Source organism: Formosa undariae, from assembly GCF_042427615.1.
GTDB lineage: Bacteria > Bacteroidota > Bacteroidia > Flavobacteriales > Flavobacteriaceae > Formosa > Formosa undariae.
In genome coordinates, this window is sequence record NZ_JBHMEZ010000014.1 from 40,578 (window position 1) to 58,054 (window position 17,477).

14 protein-coding genes are annotated in these 17,477 nt (G+C 35.2%); 3 read left to right on the forward strand and 11 right to left on the reverse strand.

What is annotated here, in order from left to right; all coding sequences use genetic code 11:
- Positions 1–318 precede the first annotated feature (318 nt).
- Positions 319–1,263: a calcium/sodium antiporter gene (locus ACFFVB_RS15970; RefSeq protein ID WP_382384228.1), complete on the reverse strand. Its 945-nt coding sequence runs from the start codon at positions 1,261–1,263 to the stop codon at positions 319–321.
- Positions 1,264–1,446: 183 nt separating this feature from the next.
- On the opposite strand from ACFFVB_RS15970, the gene ACFFVB_RS15975 reads away from it, so the two are divergent.
- The 3 genes from ACFFVB_RS15975 to ACFFVB_RS15985 all read left to right on the forward strand — a co-directional run bounded on the left by ACFFVB_RS15975 (position 1,447) and on the right by ACFFVB_RS15985 (position 4,703).
- Positions 1,447–1,806, forward strand: a complete 360-nt coding sequence (locus tag ACFFVB_RS15975; protein WP_382384229.1) for a BlaI/MecI/CopY family transcriptional regulator — start codon at positions 1,447–1,449, stop codon at positions 1,804–1,806.
- 2 nt (positions 1,807–1,808) lie between these two features.
- Complete coding sequence (locus tag ACFFVB_RS15980; RefSeq protein WP_382384230.1) at positions 1,809–3,662, forward strand: M56 family metallopeptidase; 1,854 nt, start codon at positions 1,809–1,811, stop codon at positions 3,660–3,662.
- Between the two features lie 153 nt (positions 3,663–3,815).
- The gene (locus tag ACFFVB_RS15985) at positions 3,816–4,703 is read left to right on the forward strand and encodes a bestrophin family protein (RefSeq protein ID WP_382384231.1); all 888 of its coding nucleotides are present in this window, start codon (positions 3,816–3,818) and stop codon (positions 4,701–4,703) included.
- A gap of 65 nt (positions 4,704–4,768) precedes the next feature.
- Here ACFFVB_RS15985 and ACFFVB_RS15990 read toward each other — a convergent pair whose 3' ends face one another.
- The 10 genes from ACFFVB_RS15990 to ACFFVB_RS16035 all read right to left on the reverse strand — a co-directional run bounded on the left by ACFFVB_RS15990 (position 4,769) and on the right by ACFFVB_RS16035 (position 16,878).
- Positions 4,769–6,136 carry a BatD family protein gene (locus tag ACFFVB_RS15990; RefSeq protein ID WP_382384232.1) on the reverse strand — a complete coding sequence of 456 codons (1,368 nt, stop codon included), beginning with the start codon at positions 6,134–6,136 and terminating at the stop codon, positions 4,769–4,771.
- Entirely contained in the window at positions 6,130–7,869 is a 1,740-nt protein-coding gene (locus tag ACFFVB_RS15995; RefSeq protein ID WP_382384233.1) for a VWA domain-containing protein, read from the reverse strand. The genes ACFFVB_RS15990 and ACFFVB_RS15995 overlap by 7 nt, the downstream gene beginning before the upstream one ends.
- Positions 7,870–7,881: 12 nt before the next feature.
- On the reverse strand, positions 7,882–8,874 hold the full coding sequence (locus tag ACFFVB_RS16000) for a vWA domain-containing protein (RefSeq protein ID WP_382384234.1): 993 nt from the start codon (positions 8,872–8,874) through the stop codon (positions 7,882–7,884).
- On the reverse strand, positions 8,864–9,382 hold the full coding sequence (locus ACFFVB_RS16005) for a DUF4381 domain-containing protein (protein ID WP_382384235.1): 519 nt from the start codon (positions 9,380–9,382) through the stop codon (positions 8,864–8,866). Before ACFFVB_RS16005 ends, ACFFVB_RS16000 begins: the two co-directional genes overlap by 11 nt.
- A gap of 3 nt (positions 9,383–9,385) precedes the next feature.
- On the reverse strand, positions 9,386–10,321 hold the full coding sequence (locus tag ACFFVB_RS16010) for a DUF58 domain-containing protein (RefSeq protein ID WP_382384236.1): 936 nt from the start codon (positions 10,319–10,321) through the stop codon (positions 9,386–9,388).
- A 21-nt stretch (positions 10,322–10,342) separates the two neighbouring features.
- Complete coding sequence (locus ACFFVB_RS16015) at positions 10,343–11,317, reverse strand: AAA family ATPase (RefSeq protein WP_382384237.1); 975 nt, start codon at positions 11,315–11,317, stop codon at positions 10,343–10,345.
- A gap of 111 nt (positions 11,318–11,428) precedes the next feature.
- Positions 11,429–12,967 carry an arylsulfatase gene (locus ACFFVB_RS16020; RefSeq protein WP_382384238.1) on the reverse strand — a complete coding sequence of 513 codons (1,539 nt, stop codon included), beginning with the start codon at positions 12,965–12,967 and terminating at the stop codon, positions 11,429–11,431.
- Between the two features lie 191 nt (positions 12,968–13,158).
- Positions 13,159–14,193 (reverse strand): HAD family hydrolase, encoded by a 1,035-nt coding sequence (locus ACFFVB_RS16025; protein ID WP_382384239.1) that lies wholly within the window; start codon positions 14,191–14,193, stop codon positions 13,159–13,161.
- A 138-nt stretch (positions 14,194–14,331) separates the two neighbouring features.
- On the reverse strand, positions 14,332–15,846 hold the full coding sequence (locus tag ACFFVB_RS16030; RefSeq protein ID WP_382384240.1) for an arylsulfatase: 1,515 nt from the start codon (positions 15,844–15,846) through the stop codon (positions 14,332–14,334).
- A 150-nt stretch (positions 15,847–15,996) separates the two neighbouring features.
- Positions 15,997–16,878 carry a hypothetical protein gene (locus tag ACFFVB_RS16035; RefSeq protein ID WP_382384241.1) on the reverse strand — a complete coding sequence of 294 codons (882 nt, stop codon included), beginning with the start codon at positions 16,876–16,878 and terminating at the stop codon, positions 15,997–15,999.
- Positions 16,879–17,477 lie beyond the last annotated feature (599 nt).

Below are 17,477 nucleotides of genomic sequence, written 5' to 3' on the forward strand. Positions count from 1 at the left end.
TTAAATTCAGGATATACCTAAAAAGACTTTAATCGAGCAACTGTTCTCTCTTTTTAACTTAGTGGGTACCCTTTAAAAATACACCTCATCTCTAAATAACCGATTCAATTTAATTCAGTTGACTACATTCTTCAGAGAAGTTCTAGTGTATGCTATATGAACACCTACACGAAGTGTCTCATAAAAATTCACACACTTAATAAAAAAGATAGCATTCTAAATAAGCGTTCCAGGCGACATTTACAGCTGAAAAACACCCTTTATAAAATCAATACACGAAGACTTCCTTAAAATTAGATTTTAACCTCACTTGAATAATTACTCAGAAAAGGTAGAAAAGATAAACACCACATACGCAATAAAGATCAGAGCACCTTTTAATCGACCTAACTCGAATCGTTTTGGCAAAAACACTAAAGGAATAAGGATTGCAGAGAAACCTAGCATCCAAAAAATATCGTTTGTTAAAATCATGGCGTTATTCACCATGATAGGCTGAATCATTGATGTTATTCCTAAGACACAAGCAATATTAAAGATATTAGAACCTATTAAATTCCCTAAAGAAATTGCTTTCTCCTTCTTAAGCGCAGCAATTACCGAAGCTGCTAATTCTGGAACACTCGTACCAATTGCCACCATAGTAACAGATATAACACGCTCACTTACCCCTAAGGATGTAGCCATTTCTATCGCACCTCTAACTAACCATTCACTACCAAAATATAAGGCTGCACCACCTATTACTAACCAAATAAATATTTTAAAATTTGAAGTTTGCTGTAAACTATCATCAACTTCATCTACTGCCGAATCGTCCTTAGCAGAATTTCTTATAAGCACAACTAAGAACACCACAAGCGACGTCATTAAAGCTGCACCTTCCCAAAAATCGAGAACCAACCCACTTTTTAAGAAGAAATAAAGCACAACAGATAATAACATCATAACTGGCCAATTCAGTTTATAAAAGCCTTTATCTATTACCAAAGGCGAAATCATAGCGGTTATCCCTAAAACCAATCCGATATTTGCAATATTAGAACCAATTACATTTCCTAAAGCTATATCGGGAGCACCATCTAAGGCCGCTTGCAAACTCACTAAAAGTTCTGGAGCAGATGTCGCAAAGGACACTACCGTCATACCGATAACTAATTTTGAGATTTTTAGCTTAAAGGATAAGGCTACAGAAGAACGTACTAAAAACTCTCCTCCCACTACCAATAATAACAATCCTAAAATAACCCAAACTATGCTCATCACTTTCTAATTTTATGCGAATATAACACAGAAATACTAATTACATAAATGGTTATTCTAAATCAGTTAATTTTTAAACCAATATCATTAAAACTAAAAAAATAGTTTAATAACTGCAAAAACAGTTTTGAAACTATAAAAATAGTTATATATTTGACTCAAGTATTAGAAAACAGAAATAGTATGCAAAAACTAACAAATAAAGAAGAAGAAATCATGCATATTTTATGGACGCTCGAAAAAGCATTTGTAAAAGATGTACTAAAAGAAATAACAGCAGACAAACCCCACTACAATACCTTATCTACTACCATCCGGAATTTAGAAGAAAAAGGCTACGTTGGTTACACTGCTTACGGTAAAACACACCAATACTTCCCTATTATAACAAAGGAAGCTTACAGAAAACGTTTTATGAGTTCTGCCATCGAAAACTATTTTAATAGCTCGTATAAAAATGTAGTCTCATTTTTTGCCAAGGAAGAAAAAATTAGTGTAGATGATTTAAAAGAGATTATTAAGGTGATAGAACAAAACAAATAGATATGGAATATTTTATAAAAGCATCGGCAGTTATTTGCATCCTCTATTGCTGCTACATTCTATTACTACAAAAAGAAACCTTCTTTACGGCCAACCGTTGGTTTTTACTTTCTGGGCTTTTAATTTCAGTACTATTGCCTTTTGTTGTGATTCCTATTTATATAAATGAAATCCCACAAACATTAGATTTAAGTCAGTTTACAACCGCAAAACCTGCCGAAGTCACCTCAAGTTTTTCATGGATAACTGTTGCGATTATTCTGTATACCTTGGGTGTCGTTTTCTTTTCGATTCGATTTATTATTGAGTGCGTCTCTCTTAAATCATTCATGAACTCTCAAAATACAAATCTAGAAAACGGATTTCATATTTCGGAAACACGTCAAGACATCCCTCCGTTTTCATTCTTTAAAACCATCGTGTATAATCCGAGTCAGTTTACAAACGCAGAACTCACACATATTTTAAACCACGAAAAAGTACATGCGCGAGACTATCATTCTATAGATATATTAATTTCAAAAGTAGCGACCATTGTCTTTTGGTGCAATCCCATAATTTGGTTGTACAAAAAAGCACTCATTCAAAATTTAGAATTTATAGCCGATTATAAATCTATACAACAAACGCATTCAACAAAAACGTATCAAAACGTACTATTAAAAACATCATTGCCTATTCATCAAATGGCACTGACTACTAATTTCTATAATTCATTAATCAAAAAACGAATCCTTATGTTAAACACTTCAAAGTCGAAACCAGTCCGTGTATTAAAATACGTGGTAATCGCACCCTTACTTTTAGCTTTTTTAATGAGTTTTAATACCAAAACGGTTTATAAAACGGACAACTCAACATCTACAATTTCAAATATAGATGATACAGAAATTATCGGACTTATTACAAAAGATCATAGCGAAGAACAATTAAATGCCATGATTTCAACTTTTGAAACTCAACATATTATTATAACCATAAAAAATGTAAAACGAAATACTTCAAACGAAATAAAATCCATCTCTATTGAAGCCAAATCTAAAGACGAAAGAGTAACCTATAATATAGATTCAGAAGCTCCGATTGCACCCATAAAAATTTCTTATAGCAACACTACAAACACATTATCTATTGGTAAATCTGAGACTAGCTCAGATATCGTCTTTACCTCATCTAAAAACGCCAAAAACGTGAACACGAGCAACAATAGCGGACTTGTTATTAATACCTCTGATGGTTCTGGTAGTTTTGTTCTTAAAAGGCTAACAGAGGATAATGCCGATAAAAACGTTATGTTTATTAGCGAGGACGGAAAAACAACACATGTAACAACCACTAAGGAACATGTAAGCCTAAATAAAACACCTGAAACCGAAGAGACTTCTATTATCGACACTAATGCTATATACGCTAAACCCACAGAACAAAACAAGGAAAATCTGACGATTAACACAGCGACAGAACCTACATATATTTTAAACGGAAAAGAAATTTCTAAAGCAGAGGCGAATACCATTAACCCAGAGACGATTGATCAAGTAAACGTATTAAAAGGCACAAGTGCATTAAAGAAATACCAAGAGAAGGGAGAACATGGTGTTATAGAGCTTACAACAAAAACCAATACAGTAAACAGTGACACTTCTGGGCAAACCTCCGAAATAAAAGTTGTTGGATACAGCAAAGAAGGCTCTCCCCTAATTATTGTAGACGGCAATGAAATGTCTGAGGAAGACATGAATAAAATAAATCCAGATACTATTGATAATATGAATGTATTAAAAGGAAAATCTGCTACAGTAATATATGGAGATAAAGGAAAAGATGGCGTTATAATAATTACAACTAAAAAATAATCGCATAGATTTAAATGTATTATTAGAATTAGACCTCACGCGTTTTTAAAACGGTGAGGTCTTTTTTATGACCGGTATAGTAATAGTAATCAAAATGACACAAATTATATAAAACCAATTTTCTAATTTAAGATATCGTATTATATTTGAACTATGGAAATATACAACCCCAAAGAATGGTTTAAGGCTGTTTTTTATGTGCACCAGTCTGACACCATAAGAAAACTATACCCTTATTTAATATTAACAGCTTTCTATTCGGGAGGTATTGCTTTTTACGAACTCGAATATTTAAATTTATCGGCTAAAAGCTGGATAAACAATATTACAATTGTTCATAGTCTATTAGGTTTTGCGTTATCACTTTTATTGGTTTTTAGAACCAACACCGCTTACGACAGATGGTGGGAAGCACGAAAACAATGGGGAGCATTAACAAATGTGAGTAGAAATCTAGCATTAAAACTGGATGCGCTTTTAGATGAAGACGACGCTGCTATTCGCCACTTTTATAGAAAAGCAATTCCCATGTATTCGCAAAGCTTGTTTGCCTTTTTACGATCGGATTACACGACTTATATGTTAGACGATCATGAACACCCAGAATTAGGTGATGCTTTTAGCAGAAAGAAACATGGTCCGAATCAAGTGGCAGCCTTACTGTTTAAAAAAACGAATTCACTTTATAAAGCAAATAAAATTTCTGGAGAACAATTTATACTTCTTAATAACGAACTCGAAGGATTTACAAATATTTGTGGCGCCTGCGAACGCATTAAAAACACGCCGATCCCCCACTCTTATAGCACCTTTATTAAAAAATTTATTGCTTTATTCGTGGCAACACTTCCTATTGGATATGTGTTTTCTTTGGGGTATTTTGTGATTCTTGCCGTACCTTTTATTTTATACGTCTTAGCGTCTTTAGAATTAATTGCTGAAGCAAATGAAGATCCTTTTGGTTTAGATTATGATGATTTACCAATTGAAAAAATGGCGGATAACATGAAAAAACATACACACGAATTGTTACATCCGTAATTAAGTTGATAATTATATAAACAAAAAAGACACCTTGAATGGGTGTCTTTTTTGTTTATATAATCTTAAAAACGTTTTTCCGAAGTCATCGGGTTTAACCAACGTTTGGAAACTACAGTATTCTTTTTATCGATAACCAAATTCTGCTCACGCTTTAAGTAACGTGATCTTGCGGCCTTTAATTCTGTTTTAAAACGTCTACTATCAAAAGTAGCAGTTGGATCTCCGTTGGCACGTCGCTCTAACTGATTAAATGCTTTTTGCAAAGCGTCACTACCATAAATGGCAACAAAGGCATGCATACTTGGTATTTCGGAATCCAACTTCAATAACCAAATTTTAAGCTGATTTAATATTTTATAATGATTAGAATGACCTAAAGCATGCTTTAAGTTCTTAAATGCATATTTTTCAGAGGCATGATAAGTCTTATAATGTGTTTTAATTTTTCTATACAGCCAAGGCAACAACCTATAAAGTAGATACAACAGTAAAATACTTATAAGTAGATACTCTACAAATGTTTTCACAGGTAATCCTAAAATCAAAAACGGTTTATCCTCCTCTGGCACTGCTGCAGTTTCAGCTTCAAGTTGTTTTTTTATACCTGCCAACATGCTTAAATCCGGATTCGGCTCAACATGAATGGTTACAGAATCTATTACCTTCTTATAGAATTTATGATTATTATAATTCCAATACACAAATTCTATTCTAGGCAGAACGACATCACCTTCCTTCTCGAATAAATAATTAGCACCGTCTGTACGACTAGCCGACACGTAGGTTTTTGTCTTATTTGTATTTACAGAAGGGCGCTTCGGATAAATACTAACTCCAGCAACACTATCTAAAATAACAGCAGGAATAAACTCACCTAGCGTTCCAGAAGCACTTCTATGAATTGAACGCTGTAACACATCTCCAACCCTAACTTTCTTTGTACTCTGGTTCCATTTTTCACTAACATTAAGTGTACTAGACACTAACCAATTATCCGGATTGTATCCTGGCGGCACTCCTTTAACTGTAATCTCTTTAGCCTTGGTATGGATTGTATGTTTTATCCCTTCATAACCTCCCGGTTTAGGAGATTCTACATGTATAGTTAATTCAGGAATAGTAATAACGCCTTCTTGTGTTGGAAACACATTGTATATAAAATCGACACCAGAAAACGGCTTCCCACTAAACGTTTTTCTATTAGACACAGATCTAAAAAACACCGTTAAAGCCCCTTCAACCTGAATGTTCCCGACATCTACCCCTTTTGTAAACCAGGTATTAGAATATACCGAAACCGTCATTTGTACCGGCTGACCAATATAAGCCTCTGTATGATTTATAGAGGTATAACTTATTAACTGTTGCGCATAACCAAAGTTAACACCCAACAAGAACAACACCGCTAATATCCTAAATTTTGCTACCATGTTGTTTGTGTTTTTTCAACCTCAACTTGTTTCTTCTTCACTTGGTATTTAAACTTATGTGTTAAAAACAAAGCAGGATCGTCGTCTACCTTTCGCATTAATATATTTTTAGGAATAGCCCCTTTCCCAGATTTAAAATCGTCTGGTAACTCATCAAGCTCTTTCCCTTTACGTTTCCCTGTTTCAACAGTTTCTTCTAAACGCTCTTTCTCCATATCCTTTTTAGTGGCTTTTTGCCCACCACCACTTAGATCTTCTGGAGATGTATTTTGCTCGTTTTGCGCTTGTGGTTTTTCGCCTTCAACGGTACTTTCTTCAACCGACATTTTACTAACCCCAGCTAACACTTCATTTATATTTTGAAGATTTCTATTCGCCTGTTCCATACTCGGATCATTCTTTACTAGCGTTGTAAAAATGGCTTGCGCTTTTTCTAAATTTCCTAATTTAGCATAAGCCAACCCTAAATTATACTGTCCGTTTGGTGTCGAATCCTTTTCGAATGCTTGTCTCGCCTTAGTATAATCTCCGCCTTTATAATAGGCGACACCCTGACGTAATGGGTCTTTAAAACCTTCGGCAGCGGTGATGTAATTTTGGTTATCAAATTCCTCTTGCGCCTGGTATTCCTTAGTATACCATAAATCTTTAAACTGAAAGTCTTTCGACTCCTTTGTACTATCCTCATCAGTAAAACTACAAGACGACAAACTTACCAGCAAAACGATAGTCAGTAAACTCCACCCTTTTCTAAAACTAAATAAAAACAGAACCATTACAGGAATAATTAACCAATAGCCTTGATCTTCCCAATTCTCATCTTCATTTTTAGGTTTTTCTTCAAAAATAAGATGATCACTAACAGTCTCGGCAAATATGGTAACATCACTCTTATCGAGTGTTAAGTCCATAATCTTCACCTTATCAATACCGCGTAACGCATTTAAATTATCGGTTTGCAAGGCAGATGTTATGGTTTTCCCTTTTATTTTTAAATCGTATTTATGATTACTAAACGAAGGCACATTTCCTCCCATTTCCGATGCGAAGGGATATATGTTAAGCGTGACATTATTTTCTTGAACAAACGCACTTACAGCTTGCGAGTCTATACCTTCTAAATCGTCGGTAATTAAAACAATTTGTCCTGGCGCTTTATTATCAATAAACAGACTCTGTAATTTATCGAATAACATATTAAATCCTGTCCCACTCGCAGGCATCATATGTGGCTGTAAACCGTCTAAATTATCTTGAATAATTTTATAATCTGTTGTAAAAGGAACTACAGTGTGTGCAGATCCAGAAAACACGATAAGCGCTGTTTCTGCTCTTGGATTGGCCTTTAATAAATCGTTTATTTTAAACTTCGCACGTTCCAATCTATTCGGAGATACATCGGCAGTTAGCATACTCTGAGACAAATCTAAAGCAATAACCAGTTTTGAAGACACCTTTTTAGCAGGCGCTTTTTCTTCACTCCATGTTGGTCCTAAAAAACCTAAAAAGCCAAGTCCAAATAACAGTAAAAGCGAAGCATGCAACAGTCTAGATTTCCATGTGGTTCCTTTCTGAATCACATAAGGCTGTAAATGTTTTGCAATGTGCTTTTTCCAACTATTGTTCTCGCCATAAAACAGAATCCCTAAAAGGATAATTATGGCCATAGGTATAGCCATCCAAAGATATTCGGGGCGTAAAAAATGAAATTTATCCCAATCTATGTCTTTCAAAAACTCCATAGATTAAGTGCTTTTAAATCGTTTCACAATGAGTATTAAATTATTTATAGCGACAGCCAGAAGTCCTAATGCTAATGCAATTCCCAATGGAATATAATACAGCAAGGTTTTTGGCGTATAACTTTCTTCTTCGTATTCTATAGGTTCTAACGTATCCAATTCTTTATAAATATCCTGAAGTGCTTTGGTATCTTTTGCTCTAAAATACTTACCATTTGTCATTTCGGCAATATCCTGAAGTGTTCGCTCGTCTAAATCTGAATCTTGGCTATTTGGGTCACCAATCCCTATGGTATAAATTACTGTAGAATCTTTTTTTGCCAAATTAGCGGCATCTAATGGCAGTATTTCCATACCGCTATCTACGCCATCGGTTAAGATTAGCATCACTTTATGCGGAATGGTATCACGCTGAAACAGATCCATCCCTTTAACAATGGCTTTTCCAATATTTGTCATTTGTCCAGCCATACCCACATCAGCTTCATCTAACATGGTACTTACTGTTTCTAAATCGGATGTGAAAGGCGCTTGCACGTAGGCGTTAGAAGCGAAAAACAGCAGACCTAAACGGTCACTTTTTCGTTCTTTCACAAAGTCTTTCATAATATCTTTAACAGCTTCCCAGCGCGTGGTACGCTTTCCATCGATAGACCAATCGGTATTTGCCATACTGAACGAAAGATCGGCAGCTATTAAAAAGTTACGAGACGTTTTAATCTTTTTTTCTGGTTTCCCCACCAATTGTGGCGATGCTAATGCAACGAGTAATAACAACCAAATGCTGTACATAACCGTCCATGTAAACCAGTTTCTTTTTTTTATATACGATGCCTTTTTAGCTTTCTGACCGGAAACCTCTACGGCTCGATTAAAATAAGGAAATCGCAAGGCACTGCTTTTATTTTTTATAGCAGGCAACAGCCAATATACCAGTAGCGGCAACGGCAACAATAAAATAACAAACGGATATGCGAATTCGAAATTATCTGGCATGATGCTGTATCCAATGGATGCTTTTGTTAGTAAATTGCTCTTTATTAAATGCTGATGTCTGTTGTAATTCGTGCTTGTAAACAGCATCTAGAATAACAGGTTCATCAGTCTTAAAATTTGATGTATTCACTTTAGAATCTAAAAAATTCACCCAATCGCTACCGTATAATCCGGCAACTTCTTTTCGTCCGAACGACTGCATTGCTGTGTCTTTTAACACGAATAGAATAGAGTTTATAAGTTCTACAGAAGATAATTCTGTTTGCTGTTTCAACTTCTGAATCTCGGCAACGGCATCTCTTAAATATTGTTTCTTTTTGTAATTCTGATAGATTTTATATCCCACTAAAGCAATAAGAACCGCTATAAGAAAAAACACAATTTTCCAACCTAAAGTTTCAAATGTGAAGGGAACCGGACTTGGTTCGATAACATCTCCTAAGTCTAAAGCTTTGGCTTGTGTTGGGTTTTGAAACCAGAACAATGTATGTCCTTTTAAAAACAGCATCTTTTATTTTGGTATATATTGTGTAAATACATTTACTAATTGTTCTTCTAAAGGATCGACGGTATTTATTTTAAAAAGCGTGATATCGTATTTCTCAATTTCTTGTTTAAAACCATCATAGTTTGTTTTAAAGTCCGACTTTAAATCTTCTACGACCTTATCTTTCTTTTTAAGAATACTTATTTGTTTTTTCCCATCCGTTAAAGACATCTTTTTCGATGGCAATTCTTCTTCCATCGGATCGTAAACCTTAACTAAAACCACATCATTATGTTGAGATAATACACTTAAATACTGAATCATCTCATTATTATATCTATGAAAATCACTAATGATAATCACCAAATAATCATGGGTAATAATATTGTTCAGCTTGGCAATCATGTCTTTTAAAGACTTAGAAAAATCGAAATCCTCATTCTTATAAATCTCCTGATTGGCTTCGACTATCTTCTGAAAAAACTGAAGCATATTACGTTGGTCTCGTTTTGGTGTCAGTAAATCGTAAGACTCACCTTTCATCACTAAACCACCTATACGGTCGCCTCCTTTTAATATTTTATAAGCCGCCACAGCAGCTAATTCGCCTGCAACAACCGCTTTTGTTTTATTTACAGATCCAAATCCCATAGTTGGCGATTGGTCCACAAATATAAAGGCTGGTTTTTCTTTTTCTTCGGTAAACACTTTAGTGTGTGTTACACCTGTTTTAGCGGTAACTTTCCAATCTATATTTCTAATATCGTCGCCAATAACATACGGTCTAGCCTCTTCAAAATCGAGTCCTCTTCCGCGTAAGCGCGATGTATAACGTCCGGACAATACACTGTTCGATTTTTGCTGACCGACATTAAAATTAAGCACCGTATTTAACCACTCGTATTGCAATAAATGCTCGAGCGTTAAAAACACAGTATTATCTTTAGGTATAGACTTCATGGAGAATCGTTTTTAAACGTATTAAGCGACTACAGCTACAACTTCTAAAATTTTATCGATAACTTGATTGGTAGTTATACCTTCTGCTCTGGCTTTATAACTTAATGAAATACGATGTCTTAGTACATCTTTTATTACTGCCTGAATATTATCTGGCGACACAAAATCCTTTCCATTCATCCAAGCATTCACACGGCTACAACGGTCTAATGCTATCGTTCCACGGGGACTTGCTCCAAAATCGATCCATCCGGCAAGGGTTTCATCAAAACGTTCTGGGTATCGTGTTGCCGAAATTAAACTCACCATATATTTCTCTAATTCTTCGGTAACTTTAATCACATTGATTTCATTCCTTGCATCGAAAATATGTTGCTGAGAAATAATCTCAGGTGCTGCGGTAGAAGATTTAGAAGCTACGCTTTGCTCTGCTTTATTTAATCTTAAAATTCCTAATTCGGAAGCATCGTCTGGATAATCAATTACCACATGCATAATAAAACGGTCCATTTGTGCTTCTGGTAACGGATACGTTCCTTCTTGCTCAATCGGGTTTTGGGTTGCCATTACCATGAACAATTTATCCATTTTGTATGTACTTCCTGCTACAGTTACCTGGCGTTCTTCCATGGCTTCCAACAGCGCAGATTGCACTTTTGCAGGCGCACGGTTAATCTCATCGGCTAAAATAAGATTACTAAAAATAGGACCTTTTTGGAAACTAAATTTTTCTGCTTCGTCTGGCTGATAGATCTCTGTTCCTGTAATATCTGTAGGTAATAAATCTGGAGTGAATTGTATTCTGCTTAAATCGCAGTCTAAGTGTTTAGACAACGTTTTAATCGCTCTCGTTTTTGCTAAACCTGGCAATCCTTCAAGAAGCATATTCCCATCGGCGAGCAATACTAAAATTAAACGATCTATAAGTTCTTGTTGCCCGATAATAGATTGAGACATCGCTGACTTTAGGTGTCCTACAGCTTCAAATGGCGTCATAATGAAATGGTTTAGAAAATATATTGAAAATGTTTAATATATGGGTACTTGTATAGTAAAGCAAGAAAACCATTCATACCAAATGGCTTTCTTGCTATTACACACAATTGTTTATTTTTTTCCTGCTTCTGTTAATTTATCCATGGTATCTCCAAGGTTAAAACTTGCCGCTTTCATACGTGGTGGGTATTGCTCAAACGTAGAGATAAATTTACCTACATATTCTGATGCTGGTAATAATAAAAATACGTGATCTAAATACCAGTCCCAATACGTGTTAGAGGTAGTCGTTGCAAATTCGTAAGGATCTCTTCTTAAATTATAAATCCATGGAATTCTTGTAGTCACCATAGGTTTAGACCAAGTATCTAAAGTTCCCTGAGAATCTTGGTGCATAAAAGTAACTTTCCAGTCGTGAAAACGAAGTGCCATTAACTCCCCATCATCAGAGAAGTAGAATAACTCCTCACGAGGACCTTTTTCAACTTCACCGATTAAGAAAGGTAAAAAGTTATACCCATCTAAGTGTACTTTAAATGTTTTTCCATTTGCTTTATGGCCTGTTAATAATTTTTCTTTCACATTCGGGTCTCCTGCAGCAGCTACATAAGTTGGCATCCAGTCTAAACCAGACATAATCTCGTTAGAAACCGAACCTGCTTTAATGTGGCCTGGCCAACGTACCATTGCAGGAGTTCTCCATCCACCTTCCCAGTTGGTGTTTTTCTCGCCTCTAAACGGATTTACACCTGCATCTGGCCATGTGTTTTTATGCGGTCCATTATCTGTACCGTAGTGAATAATAGTGTTATCTGCCACACCTAATTCGTCTATAACTTTTAAGAATTTCCCGATATGCATATCGTGTTCTACCATACCATCTCCGTACTCATTCTGCCCAGAAATTCCAGTCAATTCTGGTTTTACGTGGGTTCTAAAGTGCATACGTGTACCATTCCACCACACAAAAAACGGTTTTCCAGAAGCCACAGATTTTTTAATAAATGCGATAGCAGCATCAGACGATTCATCGTCAATGGTTTCCATTCTCTTTTTTGTTAAAGGTCCTGTATCTTCTATTTTACCATCGGCAGTAGAATGTATTACACCTCTTGGTCCGAACTTCTTAGCGAAATTAGGGAATTGTTTAGGGTCCGGATAATCTCTTAATTCTGGTTCTTCTTCAGCATTTAAGTGATATAAGTTTCCAAAAAACTCATCAAAACCATGATTAGTAGGTAACATGTCGTCACGATCTCCTAAATGGTTTTTACCAAATTGTCCGGTAACATAGCCCATAGGTTTTAATAACTCTGCTATGGTAGGGTCTTTTTCAGAAATCCCTTGTTCTGCTCCTGGCATCCCCACTTTACTTAATCCTGTACGCAAAACACTTTGTCCCAAGATGAAGGTTGAACGGCCGGCTGTACAACTTTGTTCTGAATAGTAATCTGTAAAGATCATCCCTTCATCTGCAATTCGGTCGATGTTTGGCGTTCGGTAACCTACTAGTCCCATAGTGTAGGCACTAATGTTTGATTGTCCAATATCATCGCCCCACAGGACCAAGATATTTGGTTTTTTCTGTGCGAATGCGGAAGAGACTAGCCCCGCCGCAAGCAACAGTGTAAATAATTTAGATTTTTTCATAAAAAATTGGTAATTGTTATTAATTATATTGATTTAACTGTACTTCTAAAATAAAAAAAATCGGACACATCTATTACAAAAACACTTAAAATTAACGCATTAACCTAAAAATATAAAAACAAAAGAGGCTTAACACTAATCAATTCTCGGATTTTTAACATAACCCCAAATGTTTACAAGTGTGTTGTTTATTAGAAATTGAATATGGTTTTAAAATCGTTTTTCATATCGACTACTAACCAGTTTTTCTCTTTAGCTTCAACTAAAGCCGTTTCTAAATGACCACTAAGTGTTTTCAAGTCGTATTCGAACTCACGTTCGCCATCTGTATGGTGTAAAATAACGCACATCGATTTGTATTTAGAGCTAGAAGTATATTGCATCATGGCTTGATCGCCATCACTATTCCCTCCACAGAAAACTGGTTTTTTGCCTATAAAACGGTGAATCGCTTGTGGCTTTCCTGCTTTATCATCGACGTAAACATCTCCAGATACTTTTGTAATTGTGGGTACGCCATCGATCACTTCATATTTTGTTTCTCCATAACTACCAATCACTTGGTAAGGCGGAATATCGTAAGCTTCTTCTGCAAATGCACGCATAAAGTCTGCACCACCTCCACTTACAATAAAATTTTTAAACTCGTTAGCCTTTAAATAGTCTAACAATTGTATCATTGGTAAATACACAATCTCGTTATAAGGCCTGTTGTATTTTTTACTCATGGTGGTATCGATCCATGTTTTTACCGAAGCTTCAAATTCATCTTCTGTTTGCACCGTATGTGTTTTATCGATAAGGTTCATTAAACCTATCATACCTGCTTTTTTTAAAGGTTCGAAGTCTCCTTTAGCAGCACCGTTAAGTACTGCATCTTTTTGCCATTCTGGATGATTCGGCATTTCTTTTTTAAGATAATCAAACATGTATTGAGCTTGATTTGGCACGGGTTGTTCTGGCCATAAGGTACCGTCGTTATCGAATACAGCAATACGGTCGGCTACAGGAATAAAGTCCGAAGCTCCTTCTGTGGTTACGGCAGTTACCCAATCGATAATACGCTTTTTAGGAGCATCTGCCCAAGCACTAAGCGCATTTTTGGTTTCAAATTTGGCTACAGCCATTTCAGATTCCGATTTAATGTCTATTTTATTTCCTTCTTTACAACTTGTAAGAGCACATAAAGCGAAAATAATGAATAAGGTAGGATATGTAATTTTCATAATAGTGATTTAAAAATATATTGACATTTTAAATATACCTAAAAATGAGACACTTAAGACATATTTAGACTGGATTCAAGTAAAAAAAAACTGATACAACTTTTACGTTGTATCAGTTTTAATATCCTTAAAGACAAATTAATTTCTTGTAGGTGTCTGTAACGTTTGGATTACTTTATCGATACTTAAAGAGCTTCCTTTTCTTGGAGGGAATTCTTTAAACGTACCTAAGAATTTACCAACATAGTTTTGTGCTGGTACCATCATCCACATTTGGTCTGCATAATTTCTTATGTATAATGCAGCATCCATAGATACTTCAAACGGGTCGTTTCTTAAGTTTAAGATAAGTGGCCAAGATGGAGACTTTCTATACGCTTCGTTAATAGAACCTTCCATAATAGAGAAATGTAATTTCCAATCGTCGTAACGTAATGCATTTAAGTTTCCTGCAGCATCAAAATAAAAGATCTCATGTCTTAGACCTTCCCCTTTTTTAAGTTCACCTGTTAATAACGGTAATTGGTTGTAACCATCTAAGTGCGCTTTAAATGTTTTTCCTGAGTAAGACTTACCTTTTAATAATTCTTCTTTTACATTCGGGTTTCCTGCTGCTGCAACTAAAGTAGGCATCCAGTCTTCCTGAGAAAAAATATCGTTAATTACAGTTCCTGGCTTAATGTGACCTGGCCATTTTACCATAGCAGGTACTCTAAATCCACCTTCCCAAGTTGTTCCTTTTTCTCCTCTAAATGGAATTGTTCCACCGTCAGGGAATGTAAACTTCTCAGCACCGTTATCTGTAGAGAATACAACAATAGTGTTATCTTCAATACCTAATTCGTCTAATTTATCCAATACACGACCTACACCATCGTCTAATTCCATCATAGCATCAGCATATAAACCGTAACCAGATTTGTGTAAGTATTTGTCAGATAAATGTGTCCATACGTGAGTACGTGTAGAGTTTACCCAAGCAAAAAATGGCTTTTTAGCTTTAGCATTTTTCTCGATAAATTTTAAAGCTGCATCTATGAATTCGCTATCTGCAGTTTCCATTCTCTTAGACGTTAATGGTCCTGTATCTTCTACTTTACCATCGGCAGTAGATTTAAGAACACCTCTTGGTCCATATTTTTTCTTGAATTCAGGATCTTTTGGGTAGAATTCTGTTTCTGGCTCTTCTTCAGCATTTAAGTGATATAAGTTTCCAAAAAATTCATCAAAACCATGGTTAGTAGGTAAGTGCTTGTCTTGATCTCCTAAGTGGTTTTTACCAAACTGCCCGCTTGTGTATCCTAGAGGTTTCAATAATTCTGCAATTGTTGGATCTGCAGCATTAATACCATGTTCAGAACCTGGCATACCAATAGTAAGTAATCCTGTTCTAAATGGGTGTTGTCCTAAGATAAAAGACGCACGACCTGCAGTACAAGATTGTTGCGCATAATGATCGGTGAATAGCGCTCCTTCTTTTGCAATTCGATCAATGTTTGGAGTAGTTCCACCCATCATACCATTATGGTATGCACTGATGTTCCACATTCCGACATCGTCCCCCCAAAACACCACGATGTTTGGCTTCTTCTGCGCAAATGCTGCTGTAGCTAAAGCTAGTAGCATCACTGTAAAAAATTTGTTTTTTTTCATAAAAAAATTGGTTAAAAATTACACTTAAAAATTGATTAGTGTTGTAAACACTTCCTTTTTTACAGAAAGCTAATTGAAACTATACGGGCAAAAATAGTAGTTTTAACGCTATGTTATAATGGACAAATCATGGACAAAATTCCATATAATTTAAAAGGATGTAATATAATCGTCTAACTGTTCCGAGGGTTTTAAACTTAATTTCTTCTTTAATCGGTATCTTTTTTTTGCTAAACCTTCTTTAGAAATATTCATAATACTGCACACCTCCGAGGTATGCATCTGCATTTTTAAGTAGGCACAATATTTCAATTCTCCTTTAGTAATATTTGGGTGTGTAGCCGATAACGTATCGAAAAAATTATAATGAATTTCTTTAAACAACTTCTTAAACACTCTCCAGTTATCGTGTGTAGAAAAATGATTTTTAATCTCGCTAGTTAACACTTTTATATCTTTAGAACGTAAATGATTAACATCTTGTCGCTCTATACTTTCTAATTTTAATAGCACATTATTCAGAAGCTCTTCTTTTTTCTGTTCTTGCAAGGCGATGGAAACCAACTCTTTTTCTTTTTCTAGTTTTTGAAGCTCTAACCGTTTAATTTGTTCTTTAGCACTCATTAAATCGGATACGTCCATCCCCATCCCCATAAAGAAATTGCTATTGTTTAACGAGAACCCAAAGCCTTCAAAGGCATAGGGTATCTCGCCATGCTCTTTAGAGAGTATATTTGCATAGACGTTTTTAACGCTTCCCGTTTCGATAAGAACATTAAAACATTCTTTTAAATAAGGTTGAGTTTCCTCCGCTACAAACGACATTAGATTGGCATTTAACAACTCTTTGGCTGTGCGTCCGGTAACCGTTTGGTGTTTATTATTCCAGCGTTTTAAATAAGCTTCGTCCCCGATCACTTCGTACAGGTAAAAAATACCCGGCAGGCAATCTACCAATTCCTGATTAAAAATAGAATCTACAGGTAAGGTGGTTTTAGTAGACTCTAACACGATATTCTCTTTATCCTGCATTTTTTTTCACATTTAAGCGCACTAAAATATAAAAAATTTAGATTGAAATAGCATATTAATTTCTCTGCTTACCACTTTAATAGCACTTAATAACTTCCGGGTTTAAAACCTTAACATTCTTATTTACAAGATCTAACTTACTAAAATTTCAACATGTATTGCATTACACTATTCGGCACCGTCACTTATGGCTAAAACCACACAAAACACTAACTAATAGCCTTATACGTAAATATACTTATTTTTTTATAAAATTTTTATAGTCTTTATATCTTTCATTAAATCAGAAGTCACTAACTGGAATACGACACGTTAAGCACGAATACAAAACACAGTTTAAGATAACACAAAATGCTAGGCTTATATATTTCTGTCTTCCGTTCTCGACTCCGCTCGAACACCCTAAAAACATGATGTTTTCATTTTTGTACATATAATCTAGAAGAGAAGCTTAAAGATTAATCACTGAAACTTAAACAATATTCAAGTGGAGACGAGAATCACCCATGCGGATTTATAAAATAACCAAATCCCTATTTCTTTTTTGAATTACCTAAAAACAAATCGATTTAAAGAGATTCATGAGCACTTATTTTTAA